14 protein-coding genes and 1 riboswitch are annotated in these 16824 nt (G+C 67.2%); of the genes, 7 read left to right on the top strand and 7 right to left on the bottom strand.

Going from position 1 to position 16824, the window contains the following annotated elements; translation table 11 throughout:
* Window positions 1–11 precede the first annotated feature (11 nt).
* A complete protein-coding gene (locus tag AC6LJW_RS05890; protein ID WP_498086765.1) occupies window positions 12–1535 on the bottom strand; it encodes a M48 family metalloprotease in 1524 nt (507 codons plus the stop codon).
* Between the two features lie 56 nt (window positions 1536–1591).
* On the opposite strand from AC6LJW_RS05890, the gene galU reads away from it, so the two are divergent.
* On the top strand, window positions 1592–2443 hold the full coding sequence (gene galU / locus AC6LJW_RS05885; protein WP_056569515.1) for a UTP--glucose-1-phosphate uridylyltransferase GalU: 852 nt from the start codon (window positions 1592–1594) through the stop codon (window positions 2441–2443).
* A gap of 52 nt (window positions 2444–2495) precedes the next feature.
* Here the strand turns inward: galU and AC6LJW_RS05880 are convergent, their stop codons facing one another.
* The 5 genes from AC6LJW_RS05880 to AC6LJW_RS05860 all read right to left on the bottom strand — a co-directional run bounded on the left by AC6LJW_RS05880 (window position 2496) and on the right by AC6LJW_RS05860 (window position 9663).
* On the bottom strand, window positions 2496–3368 hold the full coding sequence (locus tag AC6LJW_RS05880) for a cytochrome c oxidase assembly protein (RefSeq protein WP_156395237.1): 873 nt from the start codon (window positions 3366–3368) through the stop codon (window positions 2496–2498).
* Between the two features lie 108 nt (window positions 3369–3476).
* Window positions 3477–4580, bottom strand: a complete 1104-nt coding sequence (locus tag AC6LJW_RS05875; RefSeq protein ID WP_498086764.1) for a porin — start codon at window positions 4578–4580, stop codon at window positions 3477–3479.
* Window positions 4581–4631: 51 nt separating this feature from the next.
* A complete protein-coding gene (gene mgtA / locus AC6LJW_RS05870) occupies window positions 4632–7460 on the bottom strand; it encodes a magnesium-translocating P-type ATPase (RefSeq protein ID WP_498086763.1) in 2829 nt (942 codons plus the stop codon).
* 428 nt (window positions 7461–7888) lie between these two features.
* Window positions 7889–8221, bottom strand: a complete 333-nt coding sequence (locus AC6LJW_RS05865; RefSeq protein WP_056568831.1) for a hypothetical protein — start codon at window positions 8219–8221, stop codon at window positions 7889–7891.
* Between the two features lie 437 nt (window positions 8222–8658).
* Window positions 8659–9663, bottom strand: a complete 1005-nt coding sequence (locus AC6LJW_RS05860; protein ID WP_056568833.1) for a sodium:calcium antiporter — start codon at window positions 9661–9663, stop codon at window positions 8659–8661.
* Window positions 9664–9706: 43 nt separating this feature from the next.
* Window positions 9707–9898: riboswitch (yybP-ykoY riboswitch) on the bottom strand.
* Between the two features lie 147 nt (window positions 9899–10045).
* On the opposite strand from AC6LJW_RS05860, the gene AC6LJW_RS05855 reads away from it, so the two are divergent.
* Window positions 10046–11389 carry an aminopeptidase P N-terminal domain-containing protein gene (locus tag AC6LJW_RS05855; protein ID WP_498086762.1) on the top strand — a complete coding sequence of 448 codons (1344 nt, stop codon included), beginning with the start codon at window positions 10046–10048 and terminating at the stop codon, window positions 11387–11389.
* A 14-nt stretch (window positions 11390–11403) separates the two neighbouring features.
* Here the strand turns inward: AC6LJW_RS05855 and AC6LJW_RS05850 are convergent, their stop codons facing one another.
* Window positions 11404–11868 (bottom strand): NINE protein, encoded by a 465-nt coding sequence (locus tag AC6LJW_RS05850; protein WP_498086761.1) that lies wholly within the window; start codon window positions 11866–11868, stop codon window positions 11404–11406.
* 78 nt (window positions 11869–11946) lie between these two features.
* Here AC6LJW_RS05850 and AC6LJW_RS05845 point away from each other — a divergent pair, with 78 nt between their 5' ends.
* From AC6LJW_RS05845 to ruvC, 5 genes are all read left to right on the top strand, one after another.
* A complete protein-coding gene (locus AC6LJW_RS05845) occupies window positions 11947–13128 on the top strand; it encodes a UbiH/UbiF/VisC/COQ6 family ubiquinone biosynthesis hydroxylase (protein ID WP_498086760.1) in 1182 nt (393 codons plus the stop codon).
* Between the two features lie 116 nt (window positions 13129–13244).
* Complete coding sequence (dusB, locus tag AC6LJW_RS05840) at window positions 13245–14270, top strand: tRNA dihydrouridine synthase DusB (protein WP_056568844.1); 1026 nt, start codon at window positions 13245–13247, stop codon at window positions 14268–14270.
* 36 nt (window positions 14271–14306) lie between these two features.
* Window positions 14307–14546, top strand: a complete 240-nt coding sequence (locus AC6LJW_RS05835) for a helix-turn-helix domain-containing protein (RefSeq protein WP_006217670.1) — start codon at window positions 14307–14309, stop codon at window positions 14544–14546.
* 101 nt (window positions 14547–14647) lie between these two features.
* Window positions 14648–16237 (top strand): bifunctional phosphoribosylaminoimidazolecarboxamide formyltransferase/IMP cyclohydrolase, encoded by a 1590-nt coding sequence (gene purH, locus AC6LJW_RS05830; protein ID WP_498086759.1) that lies wholly within the window; start codon window positions 14648–14650, stop codon window positions 16235–16237.
* Window positions 16237–16785, top strand: a complete 549-nt coding sequence (gene ruvC, locus AC6LJW_RS05825) for a crossover junction endodeoxyribonuclease RuvC (RefSeq protein WP_056568849.1) — start codon at window positions 16237–16239, stop codon at window positions 16783–16785. Before purH ends, ruvC begins: the two co-directional genes overlap by 1 nt.
* Window positions 16786–16824 lie beyond the last annotated feature (39 nt).

The raw sequence follows: 16824 nt of genomic DNA, 5'->3' as shown, positions 1-16824 counted from the left end.
CAGCTCTTGTATTAACCCGACTTGAAGCGCTCGAGCAGCCGCCGCTCTTCAGCCAGCTTGTCCTTCACTTCCTTGATCTGCACGTCGATCTGCGACTGCTCGTAGAAATCCTTGGACAGGCCGCGCGCCTGCTGAAGCTGCGATTCCGCGGCGGCGTACGCGCCCGTCATGACGTAGTAGCGCGCCAGGTCGCGGCGCGCCTGCACGGGCTTGCCGTTGCGCTCTTCGCTTTGCGCCAGCATCTGGTAGAGGCTGGGCTCGTCGCTGCCCCACTGCTTGATCTTGGCGCGCAGGTAGTCCTGCGCCTCGGCATGCCGCCCATTGCCCTGCAGCGCCTGGGCGTATGCGATGCCCAGCGCGCGGTGGTCCGGATAGCGTTTGGTGCCCGCCTGGGCCAACGACAGCGCCTGCGGAAAATCCTTGCGCGCCAGGGCAATGTCGACGGCCAGCTTGGTCAGCTGGGGCGAACTGCGGCCATCGGCGGACGCCAGATTCCAATAGCGTTCCGCTTCCGCAAGATTGTTGCGCTGATAGTTCTGCAGGGACAGCCCGTAATAGGCGGCAGACTGGCGCACGCCCGAGAGGGCCTGAGCTTCGTCCTGCAATTGCTGCCCGGCCGTGCGCAGACCGACCGTATCGCGGCCCTGCACCACGCGCATCTTGGCGCGGATGTACCAGAAGTCGTCGCTGTCCAGATGGCGCGTTGCCGGCAGCGCGCGGGCGCGGTTTTGCACGTCGGACATGCGCTCGATCGACAGCGGGTGAGTGCTGGCCCACGATCCACCGCCCGCGCCTTCGTTCAGGCGCGACGCGTTCATCAGGCGCGCAAACATCTGCGACATGCCGTCGGCGTCGTAGCCTGCCTTGGTCAGCATCTGCAACCCGGCACGATCGGCCTCGCGTTCGGCGTCTCGCGAAAAGCCCAACTGGCGGTTGATGGCCGCCGCCTGGCCGAAGGCGGCCACGCCCATTGACAAGTTGCCGCCGCCGCCCGCCAGCGCCGCGAGCAGCGCGCCCGCGAGGCTGGCCAGCATGAGCATGCCGTTCTGATTCTGCTGGGTCATGCCGCGCGCGATGTGACGCTGCACGACGTGGCCGATTTCGTGGGCCACCACGGCCGCAAGCTCGGACTCGCTGGCCGACGATACGATCAGGCCCGTATTGATCCCGATGAAGCCGCCCGGCATCGCGAACGCGTTGATCTCGGGATCGCGTACGCCGAACATCTCGACCTCGGGCACGCCGCCGGGCGCAAATTGCGCCAGCTTGCGCCCCATCGTGGTGAGGTACTGGCTGAGTTCGGAGTCGTCGATATAGGAAGGGTCGCGGCGGCCCTGCGACATGATCGCTTCGCCCAGCGTGCGCTCCAGCATCGGCGACAGGTCTGACGACGAGGCGGCGCCCATGGATGGCAGCCCGACCGGCTGCGCCCATGCGGTGACGGGAGCAACGGGAATGGCGAGCGCCGCACAAAGGCTTGCGATCGCGCCCCGTTTCGCAATCGAGCAAATGGATGGCATTTTCCTGCGGTTCATAAGCCTATGATAGCGATGAGCTTAAAATGTTTCATCGAATCCTCAACGAGGTCTCAATGCGTCCCGTCCGTAAAGCCGTTTTCCCTGTCGCCGGCATGGGCACACGCTTCCTGCCCGCCACCAAGGCGATGCCCAAGGAAATGCTGCCCGTGGTCGACAAGCCCCTGATTCAATATGCGGTGGAAGAAGCCGTTGCCGCGGGGATTACCGATCTCATATTCGTGACAGGCCGAAACAAGCGCGCCATCGAAGACCATTTCGATTCCGCGCCTGAGCTGGAGTCCGACCTGGAAAGCAAGGGCAAGCACGAACTCCTGGCGATGGTGCGGGGCATTCTACCCGCGCACGTCAATTGCCTCTATATCCGCCAATCCGCCCCGCTGGGCCTGGGCCATGCCGTGCTGTCGGCCGCGCCCGCCGTGGGCGATGAACCCTTTGCCGTGCTGCTGGCTGATGACCTGATCGACGCCGATACGCCCGCCATGAAGCAGCTGGTGGATGTGGCCGTGGCGCGCAACGCCAGCGTGCTCGGTGTGCAGGATGTGCCGCGCGCCGACACGCGCAAGTACGGCATCGTGGCGACCCACACGGGCGAGACGCCCGCCGACGGCCGCACCGAGCGCGTCACGCACATTGTGGAAAAGCCCGATCCCGAAGTCGCGCCGTCGACGCTGGCCGTCGTAGGCCGCTACGTGCTGGAAGCCGCGATCTTCGACCATCTGCGCTCGACCAAGATGGGCGCGGGCAATGAGATCCAGTTGACCGACGGCATCGCGTCGCTGATGCGCGAGCGCCAAGTCTACGCGCACCGCTTCGATGGCGTGCGCTACGACTGCGGCAACAAGGCGGGCATGTTCCAGGCCACCGTGGCGCTGGGCAAGAAGTATCACGGCCTGCTGCCGGAGTGACCGGCACGGCCTGACGGGAATGCGCCAATCAGCGCCGCATTTCCGGCCGGGCCTATGAAGATAGCGCCGCGCCCGATTTGGCGCGGGCGCGCGCATCGCGGTCCGCCTTGCGCAGCCGCCCCTTGGCGGAAAGACGCATCAGCGTCCCCAATGCCACCATCAGACCGATCACTTCCACCAGCGCGGCGGGGATCCACATCGTCAGCCCGCCGATCGTCTGATCGGTCTGGGCCGACATGGCGATGGCCCGGCCGCATAGTTCGAAGAGCGGATAGATGTCGCTTTCCGTGAAGGCGATGACCGCGCCCGCGACCATCTGCGGCAGCATGGTCGCCACGGGCGAGATCACCCGTCCGCCGGGCGACATGGCCGCCGGCGGCGCGGGACGGCGGTCCAGGATCAGGTTCCAGTACATGAAGCCGCTGATCACGACCGACCAGTTCATGACCCGGTACAAGCGCCAATCCAGCATCGAATAGAACTGCACCGACGGGATCAGCCAGACCAGCACGAGGAACACGAACAGGGCCGGCACGAAGATCTTGTGGGTCAGCACGGCCACCGTGGCGCGGCCCGCGCCGGTGCGCAGGAAATCACGCAGCCGTATGCGCCAGCGCATCGGCAGGCCCGCCCGCATCACCTGTCCGGGGAAGGCGGCCATGACAAGCAGCGGTCCGAGATGATGCAGGACCAGATGCTGGATGCGGTGGATGAAGAACATGCGCTCGGCGTAATAGTCGAGGCGGGTATGCAGGGACAGGTACAAGAGGACCATCCCCGTCCAGAAAAGAATGCGGCGCGCGCGCGTGACATGGTGGACCCGCTGGCCGCGTACGAACAGCACGATGGCCACCAGGAAGGAAGCCACCAGCGTGGGAGAGAACTCCCAGGGTACGAGCCATTCGAGACTATCCATGCGGGCCATCCGAGAAACGACGCGAAGACAAGGACCGGCGCGCCCGGCGCCGATCTCAGGCGATTGTAGTAGACCCCGCCGTTGTCCGCTGCCGGGCGCCGCCGGGGGCGGAAAGCGTCAGAAGCGGTGCGACAATCCCGTGCCGATGCGCGTGGTGTGGGCGTTGCCGGGGTCGAACTGGTTGTCCAGCGTGTAATTGGACGCATAGCCGGCGAAAGCGTAGAGGGTCGTGCGCGGCGACAGGTCGTAGGTATAGCCCAGCGTCGCAACCTGCGCATTGCGCGCCGTCATGCCATTGGCCCAATTCCAGTCGGGTTTGGCCAGGGACCATTGCACCAGCACGGCGCCCGGCCCGGCGGGCACGCTGACCCCGACCAGCCAGGCATCGACCGTGCCGCCCTGCACGAAGGCGGCCGGCCCCAGCCCGATGCCCAGCCCATCCGGGTCGCCGCCGTCCAGCCCCACGTAACCGTTGCGCTGGCGCGACCACGCCACCGACACCTTGGCCACCTCGAAGTCATATGAGGCGCCCAACTGCGCCGCCTGCGGACGCCCCTCGGCCGCCGCGGGTGGGCCCGCCAGGCGCAGTTGCTCCCATGTCGCAACCGCCAGCAGCGGACCGTCCTCATACTTCAGGCCCACACTGATTGCCCGGGTGTTCTGGTTGGTGCGGAAGTTGTCCTGCCCATCGGCGTCGAAGGCGTATCCGACCCCAGCCTGGAACCCGCGCCACTGCGGCGAATACCAGTTCACCATGTTGCTGAACTGGTAGTTGTCCGACGCCTTGAACGTGGCGCCCATGCCCATGTCCTTCCAGGAGGCGATCTCCAGCGCGTCGCCGTAGGTCTGGCCGACGGTGTATTGGCGGCCAATCCGCAGGTCGCCATAGTCCGCGTGGGCCAAGCCGACCCACGCGCCATAGTTGAAGAGGCGGCTGCCGTCGGCCGCGTTGCCGCTGGACGGGTCAAAGCCGCTTTCAAGCTGGAAGTTGGCGGCCCAGCCCGAGCTCAGGTCTTCCGTCCCCTGCAGCCCCCACAACGAATCCGTCAGCCCGCCGTTGAGCAGGCCGCTCTGGCTGCCCTGCCCCGACACCCGGGTCACGGCCACGCCGGCATCCACCACGCCGTACAGCTGCAATCCGGTCCCCTCGTCCGCGGCCAGCGCGGTACAGGGCGGAATCAGGCCGGCCGCCGCCAATGCGGCGCAAAATGCAATTCTCATGATCTTTCCTTGCGTTGGCGGCGGGGGCCACCCGCCACCGATTGCATCAGCCTACTGCCAACCGTAGCGGCGCACCCAGAAACCCTTCAGCGCCTGTGTCAGCACGCAGTATCCGAGCAGGATGCCGACCAGCCAGGGGAAGTAGCTCCAGGGCAGCGCCTGCAACTGAAAATACTCCGCCAGTGGCGAGAACGGCAGCACGAGGCCCAGCGCGATCACCATCAGCGTCATGCCCATCAGCGGCCACGAAGCGCGGCTTTGCAGGAAGGGAATCCGGCGCGTGCGGATCATATGCACGATCAGCGTCTGCGACAACAGGCCCTCGACAAACCAGCCGGACTGGAAGAGCGTCTGGTGCTCGGGCGCGTTGGCCTGGAAGACGTACCACATGACGGCGTACGTGGCGATATCGAAGATCGAGCTGATCGGGCCGAAGAACACCATGAAACGGCCCAAGCCGTCCGGGTCCCAGCGCTGCGGCTGCTTCAGCAGTTCCTCGTCGACGTTGTCGAACGGGATCGCGGTCTGCGAAATGTCGTACATCAGGTTCTGCAGCAGCAGATGGATGGGCAGCATCGGCAGGAACGGCAGGAAGGCGCTCGCAACCAGCACCGAAAAGACGTTGCCGAAGTTCGAGCTGGCCGTCATCTTCAGGTACTTGAGCATATTGCAGAAGGTCTTGCGGCCTTCGATCACGCCGTCCTCCAGCACCATCAGACTCTTTTCCAGCAGGATGATGTCGGCGGCCTCCTTCGAGATATCCACCGCCGAATCCACCGAGATGCCCACGTCCGCCGCCCGCAGCGCCGGCGCGTCGTTGATGCCATCGCCCATGAAGCCTACCGTGTTGCCCTGCGCCCGCAGGCTGCGGACGATGCGTTCCTTGTGGATGGGCGACAGGCGGGCAAACACGTTGGCCTCGCGCACGGCGACGGCAAGGTCGTCGTCGTCCATCGCCTCGATCTCGGCGCCCAGGTACACCTTGCGCACGTCCAGCCCCACTTCGCGGCAGACCTTGCGCGTGACCAGTTCAACATCGCCGGTCAGCACCTTGACCTCGATGCCCGAGTCCTTCAGCGCGGCCAGCGCCGGCCCCGTCGACTCCTTTGGCGGATCCAGGAACGCGATGTATCCCACCAGCACCAGATCGGATTCGTCCGCGACGCCGTAGGCCTGCTGCGTGGGCGGCAGCTCTTTGACGCCCACCGCGATTACGCGCAGGCCGTCGCGGTTCAGGCCGGCGGTCACGCGGCGGATGTCGGCCCGGCGGGCGTCGGTCAGCGGATGCACCGCATTGCCCACGCGCAGCTGCGTGCAGGCCGAGAGCATTTCCTCGAGCGCCCCCTTGCAGATCAGCTCGTGGTGGTCGCGGCCGTTCTCGGTCTCGTTCACCACGACGGACATCCGGCGGCGCGAGAAATCGAACGGAATCTCGTCGATCTTGCGGTAACGGCCCGCCAGGTCCAGGCTGCGCGCGACTTCGGCATGTTCCAGCACCGCCACGTCCAGCAGGTTCTTCAGGCCCGTCTGGTAGAAGCTGTTCAGGTACGCGTACGCCAGCACGTCGTCGCTGGCCGCGCCATAGACGTCGGTATGGCGCTCGAGCACGATGCGGTCCTGCGTCAGCGTGCCGGTCTTGTCGGTGCACAGCACGTTCATGGCGCCCAGGTTCTGAATCGCATCCAGGCGCTTGACCACAACCTTGCGGCGCGACATGCGCACGGCGCCCTTGGCGAGCGTCGCGGTGACGATCATGGGCAGCATTTCAGGCGTCAGTCCCACCGCGATGGCCAGCGCAAACAGCAGCGCTTCCAGCCAGTCGCCCTTGGTGAAGCCGTTGATCAGCATCACCACCGGCGCCATGACGAGCATGAAGCGGATCAGGATCCAGCTCACGCGGTTGATGCCCTGCTGGAACTGCGTGGGCGCGCGCGAGGTCTGCGTGACGCGCCCCGCCAGCTGGCCGAAGTACGTATCCGAACCGGTGGACACCACCAGCGCGCTGCCCGCTCCGCTGACCACATTGGTGCCCATGAAGGCCATGTTCTCCAGCTCGAGCGCATTGGCGGATGACTCGCGCGGGGACATGTGCTTTTCGACGGGCAGCGATTCGCCCGTCAGGGCGGCCTGCGCAACGAAAAGGTCCTTGGCGTTGAGGATGCGGCAGTCGGCGGGGACCATGTCGCCCGCGGACAGCAGCACCACGTCGCCCGGCACCAGGTCGGCCAGCGGCACTTCGCGCTGTTGCGAGCCGGTGGCATGCAAGGCGGCGCCGAAGAAGCGGCGACCATTTCCCGCGTCCGGCGATCCGGCGGCCGGCGACCCGGCGGCCGGCGATCCGGCGTCGCTGCGCAGCACCGTCGCGGTGTTGCGCACCATCGCCTTCAGGGCTTCGGCGGCGCGGTTCGAGCGCTGCTCCTGCACGAAGCGCAGCACGGTCGAGATCACCACCATCGAGCCGATGATCGCGACCGCCGTCCAGGACTGTTCCTCGGGCGCCGCCATGCGCACGTCGGTCAGCCACGACAGCACGGCCAGCGCGGTCAGCAGCAGATTGAACGGATTGCGGTAGGACAGCCACAGGTGAGCCGGCCAGGACAGCGGTTTTTCGTGATCGACCTCGTTCGCGCCGTGGCGTTCGCGCGCGGCCAGCGCCTGGGCGTCGGACAGGCCGCCCCAGCCGCTGCCGAACCGCTCGAATAGCGAATCGAAGCCGAGCCGCGACGTCTCGACCATGCGCTGGCTGGCGCGGCGGGCGGCCTCGGACGATGCCGCGGCGTGATCTCCGCCTTGTTCGAGGATGGGGGCGCGGCGAAAGTGCCGGCCGGTGCGGCGCAGACGCGCGGCGGAAGAAAAAAAGGACTTCAGGAAAGCAAACATGGGAGTGCTCCGCATTTATTAAAGTTGTTGCGGGAGACACGGACGACCCTGCCGATGGCGGCCGCGCGCAGGCAGCAGCGGTCCGCGGCGTTTCCAAGGAAATGCCGAGAGGCCGCCGCAAACGGGCGTGCGCAGGCGCCGGAGCAATGTTGCCGGTGTCCGGATCGCGTCTATGGCGCGCCGGGTGCAGAAAACGGAAAGGGAGCGGGCGGTGGAATCAGGACCGGGCGCCGGGGCGCGCGAGGCGCGTAGTGGGCCGGGGATTCCGTGCTGCGGGTTCCGTACGGACCGGGATGTCTATCCGGCCAGTCGGCTCGCAGGGAGATGACGGGTCAGATAGGCATGCCGGAGCCGCGCACAGGGCGCAATCGAGGCTCTGGGTCTAAGGCGCTAGGCATGATTTCTCCTGGGGTAAATGAAAGGCGCGATCAGGCCATTGCGGCCTGCGCGCCGAAATGCACGTGGCGGACGGAAGGGTTGGCGCTCAGGCGGCGTGCTTGCGTCATCAGTTCCGCCCGCAGTTCCGGGGGGCAATTGACGGTGATGCAAGCCGACGCGAGATCCGGATCCTGGCCTTGGTCGATCTGCACTTGCGCGACGTCCAGGCCAGCGGCGCTGAAGTCCAGGCAGATCTGCTTGCGCAAGGCGCCGATCTCGCCGCGAGGACAGATCACCGTCAGCCGGGACGTGCCGCGGCGGCGGCCCAGGGCGGTGGCACGGTCCACGCCGGCGCGGCGCAGGAACAAGTCGAAGAAACGCATAACGACCTCCATGACAAGAAGGCGGAGCGTAATCGCGAACACGAGCGCAGCCGGACAACGCCCTTGCGGCGGACACGACGAACGTGCACGAACGCTGGCGCTGCGACTAGCGGCGGTTCTGGCGGTTTATGTCGGGGGGAGTCCCGGCAGACCGAAGGCCTGCACTATGGGCCGGGCTGATGCCTGGCGCTTGGGATACACCGCAACCTGAATGACAGGATGCGGCAGACGGAGTTCTGCGTGGATCCTGTCAGACAGCGACGTCGATGCAAGATCGACAACTTTCGCCGGAATCGGTATTCACGAAGACTGCTCCTGGGATGGAAAACACCGCGAGTTTACGCGGGTTTGTACTGATGGACAAGGGTTGTGCGCATTTTTGACGCACAAATGACGCAAAGCCGGACAGGCGCGGGCAGCCCGTCCGGCGGACGCGTTCAGGCGTAGAAGTGCCAGCCCAGGTAGCCGGCGAAGATCGCATACAGCCCGCCCACGGCCGACAGCGCCGGCACGCTCATGGCGGCGCGGCGAAAGCGCATCCACAACAGGCCGATGGACACCATGGTGAACAGGCCGGCCGCGAGCAACGGCGCGTCCAGCAACCACGGCGTCATGAAGATGCCGAGCGCGCTGGGAATGGTGGCCTGGATCATCATGGCGCCCGAGATGTTGGCGAGCGCCAGGCGCTCCTTGCCCTGCCGCACCCAGATCAGCGCGTTCATGATCTCCGGCAATTCGGTTGCGACCGGCGCCAGCAGCAGGGCCGCCACGTGCGGCGACGCGCCCATCGCGATGCCGAGCAGTTCGATCTGGTTCACGAAGACGTGCGAGGCGCCGGCGATCACCACCAGCGCCATGATGGTCTGCGTGGCGGCCCAGAACATCGTCGGATTCTGGTCGCGCGGACGCAGCTTGAGCGGTTCGAGATCCTCGCAGTCCAGGCATTCCTCGTCGTTGCTCAGTTCGCGCTTGATGTAGAGCCCGTAGGTGGCCAGGAACACGAAACCCAGCCACGGCTTCCAGGCGAAGGCCAGCAGCCCCAGCCCCACCTTGAAGATGAAGATGCCCATGAACCAGGCCTGGTCGCGGGCCAGCCGGCGCTGGTCCGCGTTGATACAGTCGGCCTGCGCGGGCTGGCCGCGGCGCGCACGCCACAGGGCCAGGCCCACCACGGCGTACGCCAACGTGGCCAGCACGAGGGGGCCGCCCATCGCGGCGCCGACGCCAATGTCCTTCTGTTCGGGGGTATCGCCGAAGACCACGGCCATGAAGGTGACGGCGCTTTCCGGCAGCGCGGTGCCGAAGGCCGCCAGCACGGTGCCGGTGGCGGTCGCGCCCAACTGGAAGCGATGACCGACCCATTCGACGCCATTGACGAAGAACTCGCACGCGACGTAGATCACTGCCGCGGACAGGAAAAACAGAAACAGGGTGAGCAACATGGGAACACGGCCGGACGAGCAGATACCATTGGCGCGACGCAGCGGCTCGCCCGGCCAAGGGTGAACGCTACGCGGCCAAAGGTCTCGCCTGGCTGATCCACGCGGCGGCAAGCCGGACGTGGGTGCCGTCAGCGCCATGGGGTTCTAGCGGCTGCTCCGCAGCACTGAACCACCAAGTCTGTTGACGCTGACTCCTTTCGGGGAAAAGGATGGCTACTCCCCAATGACAGAGCGGCGATTGTAGCAGCGGTTCGCGCGCCGTCCAGTCATCGCCGCGCCGCCATCGCGGATTCACCGCCGGGGTGTTGCATTCGCGGGATGGCGGGTAAAGTAGGCCCCATCTTCCGCCTTTGCCGGGGCTGCCCGCTCCGGCCCGCCCGCCATGAGCCTGCCTCCCGACGACATCGCCCCTTTCGCCGCGCGGCGCCAGCGCCTGATGGAGCGCATGCGCGCAGAAGGAGGCGGCATCGCCATCCTGGCAACGGCGCAGGAAGCCATCCGCAACCGCGACGCCGAGTACCCCTACCGGCACGACAGCGACTTTTTTTACCTGACCGGCTTTACCGAACCGGACGCGTGGCTGGTGCTGGTTGCCGGCGCCACGGACCGGGCCGTGCTGTTCTGCCGGCCGCGCCATGTCGAGCACGAACTCTGGGAAGGCAAGCGCTTCGGCCCCGAGGCCGCCGCGGCCTACTTCGGCTTTGACGACGCCCACCCCATCGACGCGCTGGACGAGCTGGTGCCCGCGCTGATGCTGGACCACCCCACGCTGTACGCGCCGCTGGCCGGCGACAAGCGCACGGACGGCCGCCTGCGCCGCTGGCTGGCCGCGGCGCAGGAAAAGAGCCGCGGCGGCCACACGCCGCCGACCCGGCAGCAGGACGTGCGTCCACTGCTGGCCGGCATGCGGCTGATCAAGGACGCCTCGGAGATCGCGGCGATGCGGCGCGCGGCCAAGATATCGGCGGGCGCGCACGCGCGGGCCATGCGCGTTGCGCGGCCCGGCATGCGCGAATACGAGATCGAGGCCGAGCTGCTCTATGAGTTCCGCCGCCATGGCGCGCAGTCGGTGGCGTACAACAGCATCGTCGCGGCCGGCGCCAATGCCTGTGTCCTGCACTATCCGGCCGGCGAGGCGGTGCTGCGCGACGGCGACCTGGTGCTGGTCGATGCGGGCTGCGAGGTCGACAGCTATGCCAGCGACATCACGCGCACGTTTCCGGTGAACGGCCGCTACAGCGGCCCGCAGCGCGCGCTTTACGACCTGACCGTGGCGGCGCAGGACGCGGCGGCCCAGGCCACCGCGCCGGGCCGCGGCTTCAACGACGCGCACGAGGCCGCACTGCGGGTCCTGGCGCAGGGCATGCTGGACCTGAAACTCTTGAAGGGGTCGCTGGACGGCGTGCTGGAATCGGGCGACTACAGCCGCTTCTACATGCACCGGACCGGCCATTGGCTGGGGCTGGACGTCCACGATGTGGGCGACTACCGCGAGCCGGGCACGGCAACCGGCGCGGAGCGGCCGTGGCGCACACTGGAAACCGGGATGATGCTGACGATTGAACCGGGCATCTACGTGCGCCCGGCGGACGACGTGCCCGAGGTCTACTGGAATATCGGCATCCGCACCGAGGACGACGCGCTGGTCACGGACGAAGGGTGCGAACTGATCACCCGCGGCGTGCCGGTGCAGGCCACCGAGATCGAGGCGCTGATGCGCGAATAGCAGGGCGGCGCGATTTACAGCACGTAGCCGTCCAGCCAGCCCATGGCCACCCACACGTAGACCACGACCATGGCGATGGCGAACATGGTGACGATGGCGCCGACCAGGCAGGCCAGGATCGCAACCAGCACCGGCCCCCAGCCTGTCGATGACACCTTGCCCAGCCCCGGATTGCAGAGCCGGTCGAATTTCTCGTCCGGCATCAGCGAGTAAACCGCGCTTTCGATGAAGCCGTCGATCATCGGAATGAAGAGCAGGAAGAACGCGGGGTTGTCGTACCAGACGGAGTAGAAGCGGAACGCGCAGAACAGGCACACGGCCGCGTACAGAGTCACCAGCCAGGCGTGGCGCCGGCCCAGATACCACCAGTGCGCGCCGAAGGCGCCGAACAGGCAGGCCAGCAGCCCCACCGCGACCTTGCTGCGGGGGCGGCGGGCGGAAACGGCGGAAAGCGAAGAGGAAGCCTGGGCCTGCGTCATGTCAATCAACCGGTAAGGGAGCCGTGGCGCCGGGCTGCGGCGGCTGCCGCGATTGTAGTGGACGGGTAAAATCCGGGCATGACTTCCTCCGCCTACGACATTGCGATTCTTGGCGCCGGCCCCGTGGGCCGCGTATTGGCCCTGATGCTGGCGCGCGTGGCGCCGGACCCGGCGCGCATCGCTCTGCTCGCGGGCAGCGCGCCCGTCCCCGTCACGCCGGCCGCGGCCGTCCCCGCCGCGGATCCGCGCGTGCTGGCCATGAACCACGGCAGCCGGGTGCTGCTGGAGTCGCTGCATGCCTGGCCCGAGCGTTCGGCCGACATCCGCAACATCCATGTGTCGCAGCGCGGCAGGCTGGGCCGCACGCTGATTCAGCACAGCGATTTCAACGTGCCCCAACTGGGCAGCGTGGTGGCCTACGCCGGGCTGTATGCGAAATTGGACGAATGCGTGGCGGCGTCTGGCGTCACCGTGCTGGCGGGCCCGCCGGCGCAGATCGGCCTGCAGGACGCCGACGGCGTGCGCATCCGGCAGGGCGACGCAGAAATCCTGTGCGGCGTCGCCGTGCAGTCCGACGGCGCCGGCGCCACCGATGTGCGGCGCGACTACGACCAGCACGCCGTGCTGACCACCGCGCACGCCACGTTGCCACGGCGCGGCTGGGCCTGGGAACGATTCACCTCCGAAGGCCCGCTGGCGCTGCTGCCGCACCCGCAGATGCCGGACGCCTATTCGGTTGTCTGGTGCAGCGCGCCTGACCGTGCGGCCGAATTGGCGGCGCTGGACAACACCGCATTTTCCCACGCGCTGACGCAGGCCTTCGGCGACCGCCTGGGCCGCCTGTCCAGCCATGCCCCGCGCCACGTGTTCCCGCTGGCGCTGTCTGCGCGCCGCGCGCAGGTGCACGGCCGCGTGGCGGCCATCGGCAACGCCGCCCAGACCCTGCACCCGGTGGCGGGACAGGGTCTGAACCTGGGCCTGCGCGACGCGGCGCGGCTGGCGCAGACCCTGGCGGGCTGGCTTTCACGTCGCGCTGCCAACGCCGGCGCCAACCCCGGCCCGGCGCTCGCCGAATTCGCCAGCGCGCGCCATCTGGACCGATTCATCACCGCCGGGCTCACCGATTTCATGCCGCGCGTCTTCGCCACCGGGCTTGCGCCCGTCGAACACGCCTGCGGCGCCGCACTATTGGGGATGGACCTTGCCTCCCCGCTCCGCGCCCCGCTCGCGCAACACCTGCTGCAGGGATTCCGCGCCTGACCTCTCCCCGATCCGGCCCCGGATAGGGGTTGGATCGCCGTCTTTTATTCCCTGTTTGTTACCAGGCCCTCGCGCCCCAAAAATGGGGGTTCGATCGAGCCGGTTAAAATGTGAGCATGCGCATAGGCCAGTGGACCCTTCCCAACAACGTTCTTGTCGCGCCCATGGCGGGCGTGACGGACCGTCCATTCCGCCAGCTTTGCAAGAAGCTGGGGGCGGGTTACGCGGTGTCCGAGATGGCCGCCAGCAACCCGAAGCTGTGGGACAGCGTCAAGACCTCGCGCCGCCTGAACCACGACGGCGAGATCGCCCCCATTTCCGTGCAGATCGCCGGGGCGGACCCCGCCATGATGGCCGAGGCCGCCGCCTTCAACGCCAACAAGGGCGCCCGGATCATCGACATCAACATGGGATGTCCGGTCAAGAAGGTGTGCAACGTGGCGTCGGGCTCGGCGCTGCTGCGCCATGAAGATCTGATAGTCCGCATCCTGGACGCCGTGGTGGCCGCCTGCGCGCCGCTTGGCGTGCCGGTCACCCTGAAGACCCGCACCGGCTGGGATCGCAATAGCCGCAACGCCCTGCGCGTGGCCAAACTGGCCGAAAACGCCGGCATCGCCGCCCTCACCCTGCATGGCCGGACCCGCGCCGACCTCTATACGGGCGAGGCGGAATATGACACCATCCGCGCCGTCAAGGCCGAAATCGGCATCCCCGTGATCGCGAACGGAGATATCGACTCGCCCGCCAAAGCCCGGCACGTCCTGGATTACACTGGCGCCGATGCGGTCATGATTGGCCGGGCGGCCCAGGGCCGTCCGTGGATCTTCCGCGAAATCGACCACTTCCTGCGCACGGGCGAAACACTGGCCCCTCCCTCTCATGGGGAAATGCGCGAGCTGCTGCTCGAACATCTCGACGACCACTACCGTTTCTATGGCGAGCACACCGGCGTACGCACCGCGCGCAAGCACATAGGCTGGTATGTGGACGGCCTGCCGGGCGCGGATTCGTTTTGCGCCGGCATGAACCAGATCGACAACACCCGCGACCAATGGCGGGCGGTGGCGGACTGGTTCGATACCCTCTCACGCGACGGCGCCCCCACCCCGGCGCCGGCCGCAGAAGCCCTAATGGCGGCATGACCGCCTAAACACCAACATAAAAATATCTGTACTCAAATGAGCAAGAAAGATGTCCTGGAAGAATGCGTGCGCGCCAGCCTGGAGCGCTATTTCGAAGACTTGGGCGAGTCCGAGCCCCACGATATGTGGGACATGGTCATGCGCTGCGTGGAGCGCCCGGTGCTTGAAGTAGCGTTGGAGCGGTCGGGCGGCAACCAGTCCCGGGCCTCCGAGATGCTGGGCATCACCCGCAACACGCTGCGCAAGAAGTTGCTGGCGCACAATATCCAGGTTTAGCTTTCCCTCGCGCGGGCGGCGCCTGCGTCGCGCCGCCGCCCCCTCCAGATTTCCCATCCGACCAGAACGAGAAAGGCGCCCCCGCCCCACTCCGTCCCATCATGAAAATCGAAACCGCCCTGCTTTCGGTGTCCGACAAGACCGGCATCGTTGAATTTGCCCGCGCCCTGGCCGCGCGTGGCGTGCGCCTGCTGTCGACCGGCGGCACCGCCAAGCTGCTTGCCGATTCCGGCCTGACCGTCACCGAAGTGGCCGCCCACACCGGCTCGCCCGAAATCCTGGACGGCCGCGTGAAGACGCTGCACCCGAAGATCCACGGCGGCCTGCTGGCCCGCCGCGACAGTGCCGAGCACATGGACACGATCAAGGCGGCAGGCATCGATCGCATCGACATGCTGGTGGTCAACCTGTATCCGTTCCGTGAAACGGTCGCCAAGCCCGATTGCACGTTTGCCGACGCCGTCGAGAACATCGACATCGGCGGTCCGGCCATGCTGCGCGCCGCCGCCAAGAACCACGGCACCGAAGCCGGCGGCGTGACCGTCGTGATCGACCCGGTCGATTATTCCCGCGTCTTGTCCGAAATGGACAAGGGCGGCTCGACCTCGTACGGTCTGCGCCTGGCGCTGGCCGCCAAGGTCTACGCCCACACGGCTTCCTACGATGGCGCCATCGCCGCCTACCTGACCAGCCTGACCGACGCCGAACCCGCGCAGGAAGCCGTGCCCGCCCGCAACGAATGGCCCGGCACGCTGACGCTGCAGGTCAAGCAGGAACAGGCCCTGCGCTACGGCGAAAACCCCCATCAGAGCGCCGCCTTCTACGTGGACGCGCAGCGTCCGGCCGGCCTCTTGGGCAACTACCGCCAGCTTCAGGGCAAGGAACTGTCCTACAACAACATCGCCGACGCCGATGCGGCGTGGGAATGCGCGCGCAGCTTCGAGGCGCCCGCCTGCGTCATCGTCAAGCACGCCAACCCCTGCGGCGTGGCCGTGGCGGCCGACACGCTGGGCGCGTACCAGCAGGCCTTCAAGACCGACCCGACGTCGGCCTTTGGCGGCATCATCGCCTTCAACCGTCCGGTTGACGCCGCGACCGCCGAGGCCGTCAGCGCGCAGTTCCTGGAAGTGCTGCTGGCCCCCGCCTACGACGGCGCGGCGCTTGCCATCCTGGCTGCCAAGAAGAACGTGCGCGTACTGGAAGTGCCGATGGGCACGGGCCAGAACGCCTTCGACATCAAGCGCGTGGGCGGCGGCTGGCTGGTGCAGACCCCGGACGCCTACAACGTGCCGCGCGACGCCCTGAAGGTCGTCACCAAGCGCCAGCCCACCGAACAGGAATTGAACGACCTGTCGTTCGCCTGGAAGGTCGCCAAGTACGTCAAGTCCAACGCCATCGTGTTCGTGGGCGGCGGCATGACCCTCGGTGTTGGCGCCGGCCAGATGAGCCGCATCGACTCGGCCCGCATCGCCTCCATCAAGGCGGAAAACGCCGGCCTGACCCTCAAGGGCTCGGCCGTGGCGTCCGACGCGTTCTTCCCGTTCCGCGACGGCCTGGACGTGGTGGTGGCTGCGGGCGCGACGTGCGTGATCCAGCCGGGCGGCAGCGTGCGCGATGACGAAGTCATCGCCGCGGCCGACGAGCACGGCATCGCCATGGTGCTGACCGGCACCCGTCACTTCCGCCACTGATGCGCGTCCTCGGCATCGATCCCGGCCTGCGCCGCACTGGCTTCGGCGTGATCGATGCCGATGGCTCGCGGCTGCGTTACGTGGCCAGCGGGACCATCGTGGTCCCGCCGGCGCTGACGCTGTCCGAACGCCTGAAGGTCATCCTGGACAACCTGCGCCAGGTGGCCCGCGACACGCAACCCGACGTGGCCGCGCTGGAAATCGTCTTCCTGAACACCAATCCCGCTTCCACCCTGCTGCTCGGGCAGGCGCGCGGCGCGGCGCTGTGCGCGCTGGCCGACAGTTCGCTGGCCGTGCACGAGTACACCGCCCTGCAGATCAAGAAAGCCGTGGTCGGCACCGGCCGCGCGGCGAAAGAACAGGTGCAGATGATGGTGCAACACCTGTTGGCGCTGGACGGCGTGCCCGCCCCCGACTCGGCCGACGCGCTGGCCTGCGCCATCTGCCACGCGCACGTGGGTCCGCTGCAGGACAAGCTGGAACGCCTGGGCAGCGCGCTGCGCATGGGCGGCAAGACCCGCATCCGCAACGGCCGGCTGATCGGCTGAGCGCCCCGCGCGTATAGAATCCCCGCATTCGCCGCGCAT

It is taken from the genome of Achromobacter sp. 1012554356 (genome assembly GCF_059760815.1).
The sequence above is the reverse complement of the archived record's forward strand: the minus strand, read 5'-3'. Positions and strand labels throughout refer to the sequence as shown.

What these genes read in the sequence shown, in the direction of transcription:
- AC6LJW_RS05890 (WP_498086765.1), bottom strand. Translation starts at nt 1,535, where the DNA reads ATGAACCGCAGGAAAATGCCATCCATTTGCTCGATTGCGAAACGGGGC.
- galU (WP_056569515.1), top strand. Translation starts at nt 1,592, where the DNA reads ATGCGTCCCGTCCGTAAAGCCGTTTTCCCTGTCGCCGGCATGGGCACA.
- AC6LJW_RS05880 (WP_156395237.1), bottom strand. Translation starts at nt 3,368, where the DNA reads ATGGCCCGCATGGATAGTCTCGAATGGCTCGTACCCTGGGAGTTCTCT.
- AC6LJW_RS05875 (WP_498086764.1), bottom strand. Translation starts at nt 4,580, where the DNA reads ATGAGAATTGCATTTTGCGCCGCATTGGCGGCGGCCGGCCTGATTCCG.
- mgtA (WP_498086763.1), bottom strand. Translation starts at nt 7,460, where the DNA reads ATGTTTGCTTTCCTGAAGTCCTTTTTTTCTTCCGCCGCGCGTCTGCGC.
- AC6LJW_RS05865 (WP_056568831.1), bottom strand. Translation starts at nt 8,221, where the DNA reads ATGCGTTTCTTCGACTTGTTCCTGCGCCGCGCCGGCGTGGACCGTGCC.
- AC6LJW_RS05860 (WP_056568833.1), bottom strand. Translation starts at nt 9,663, where the DNA reads ATGTTGCTCACCCTGTTTCTGTTTTTCCTGTCCGCGGCAGTGATCTAC.
- AC6LJW_RS05855 (WP_498086762.1), top strand. Translation starts at nt 10,046, where the DNA reads ATGAGCCTGCCTCCCGACGACATCGCCCCTTTCGCCGCGCGGCGCCAG.
- AC6LJW_RS05850 (WP_498086761.1), bottom strand. Translation starts at nt 11,868, where the DNA reads ATGACGCAGGCCCAGGCTTCCTCTTCGCTTTCCGCCGTTTCCGCCCGC.
- AC6LJW_RS05845 (WP_498086760.1), top strand. Translation starts at nt 11,947, where the DNA reads ATGACTTCCTCCGCCTACGACATTGCGATTCTTGGCGCCGGCCCCGTG.
- dusB (WP_056568844.1), top strand. Translation starts at nt 13,245, where the DNA reads ATGCGCATAGGCCAGTGGACCCTTCCCAACAACGTTCTTGTCGCGCCC.
- AC6LJW_RS05835 (WP_006217670.1), top strand. Translation starts at nt 14,307, where the DNA reads ATGAGCAAGAAAGATGTCCTGGAAGAATGCGTGCGCGCCAGCCTGGAG.
- purH (WP_498086759.1), top strand. Translation starts at nt 14,648, where the DNA reads ATGAAAATCGAAACCGCCCTGCTTTCGGTGTCCGACAAGACCGGCATC.
- ruvC (WP_056568849.1), top strand. Translation starts at nt 16,237, where the DNA reads ATGCGCGTCCTCGGCATCGATCCCGGCCTGCGCCGCACTGGCTTCGGC.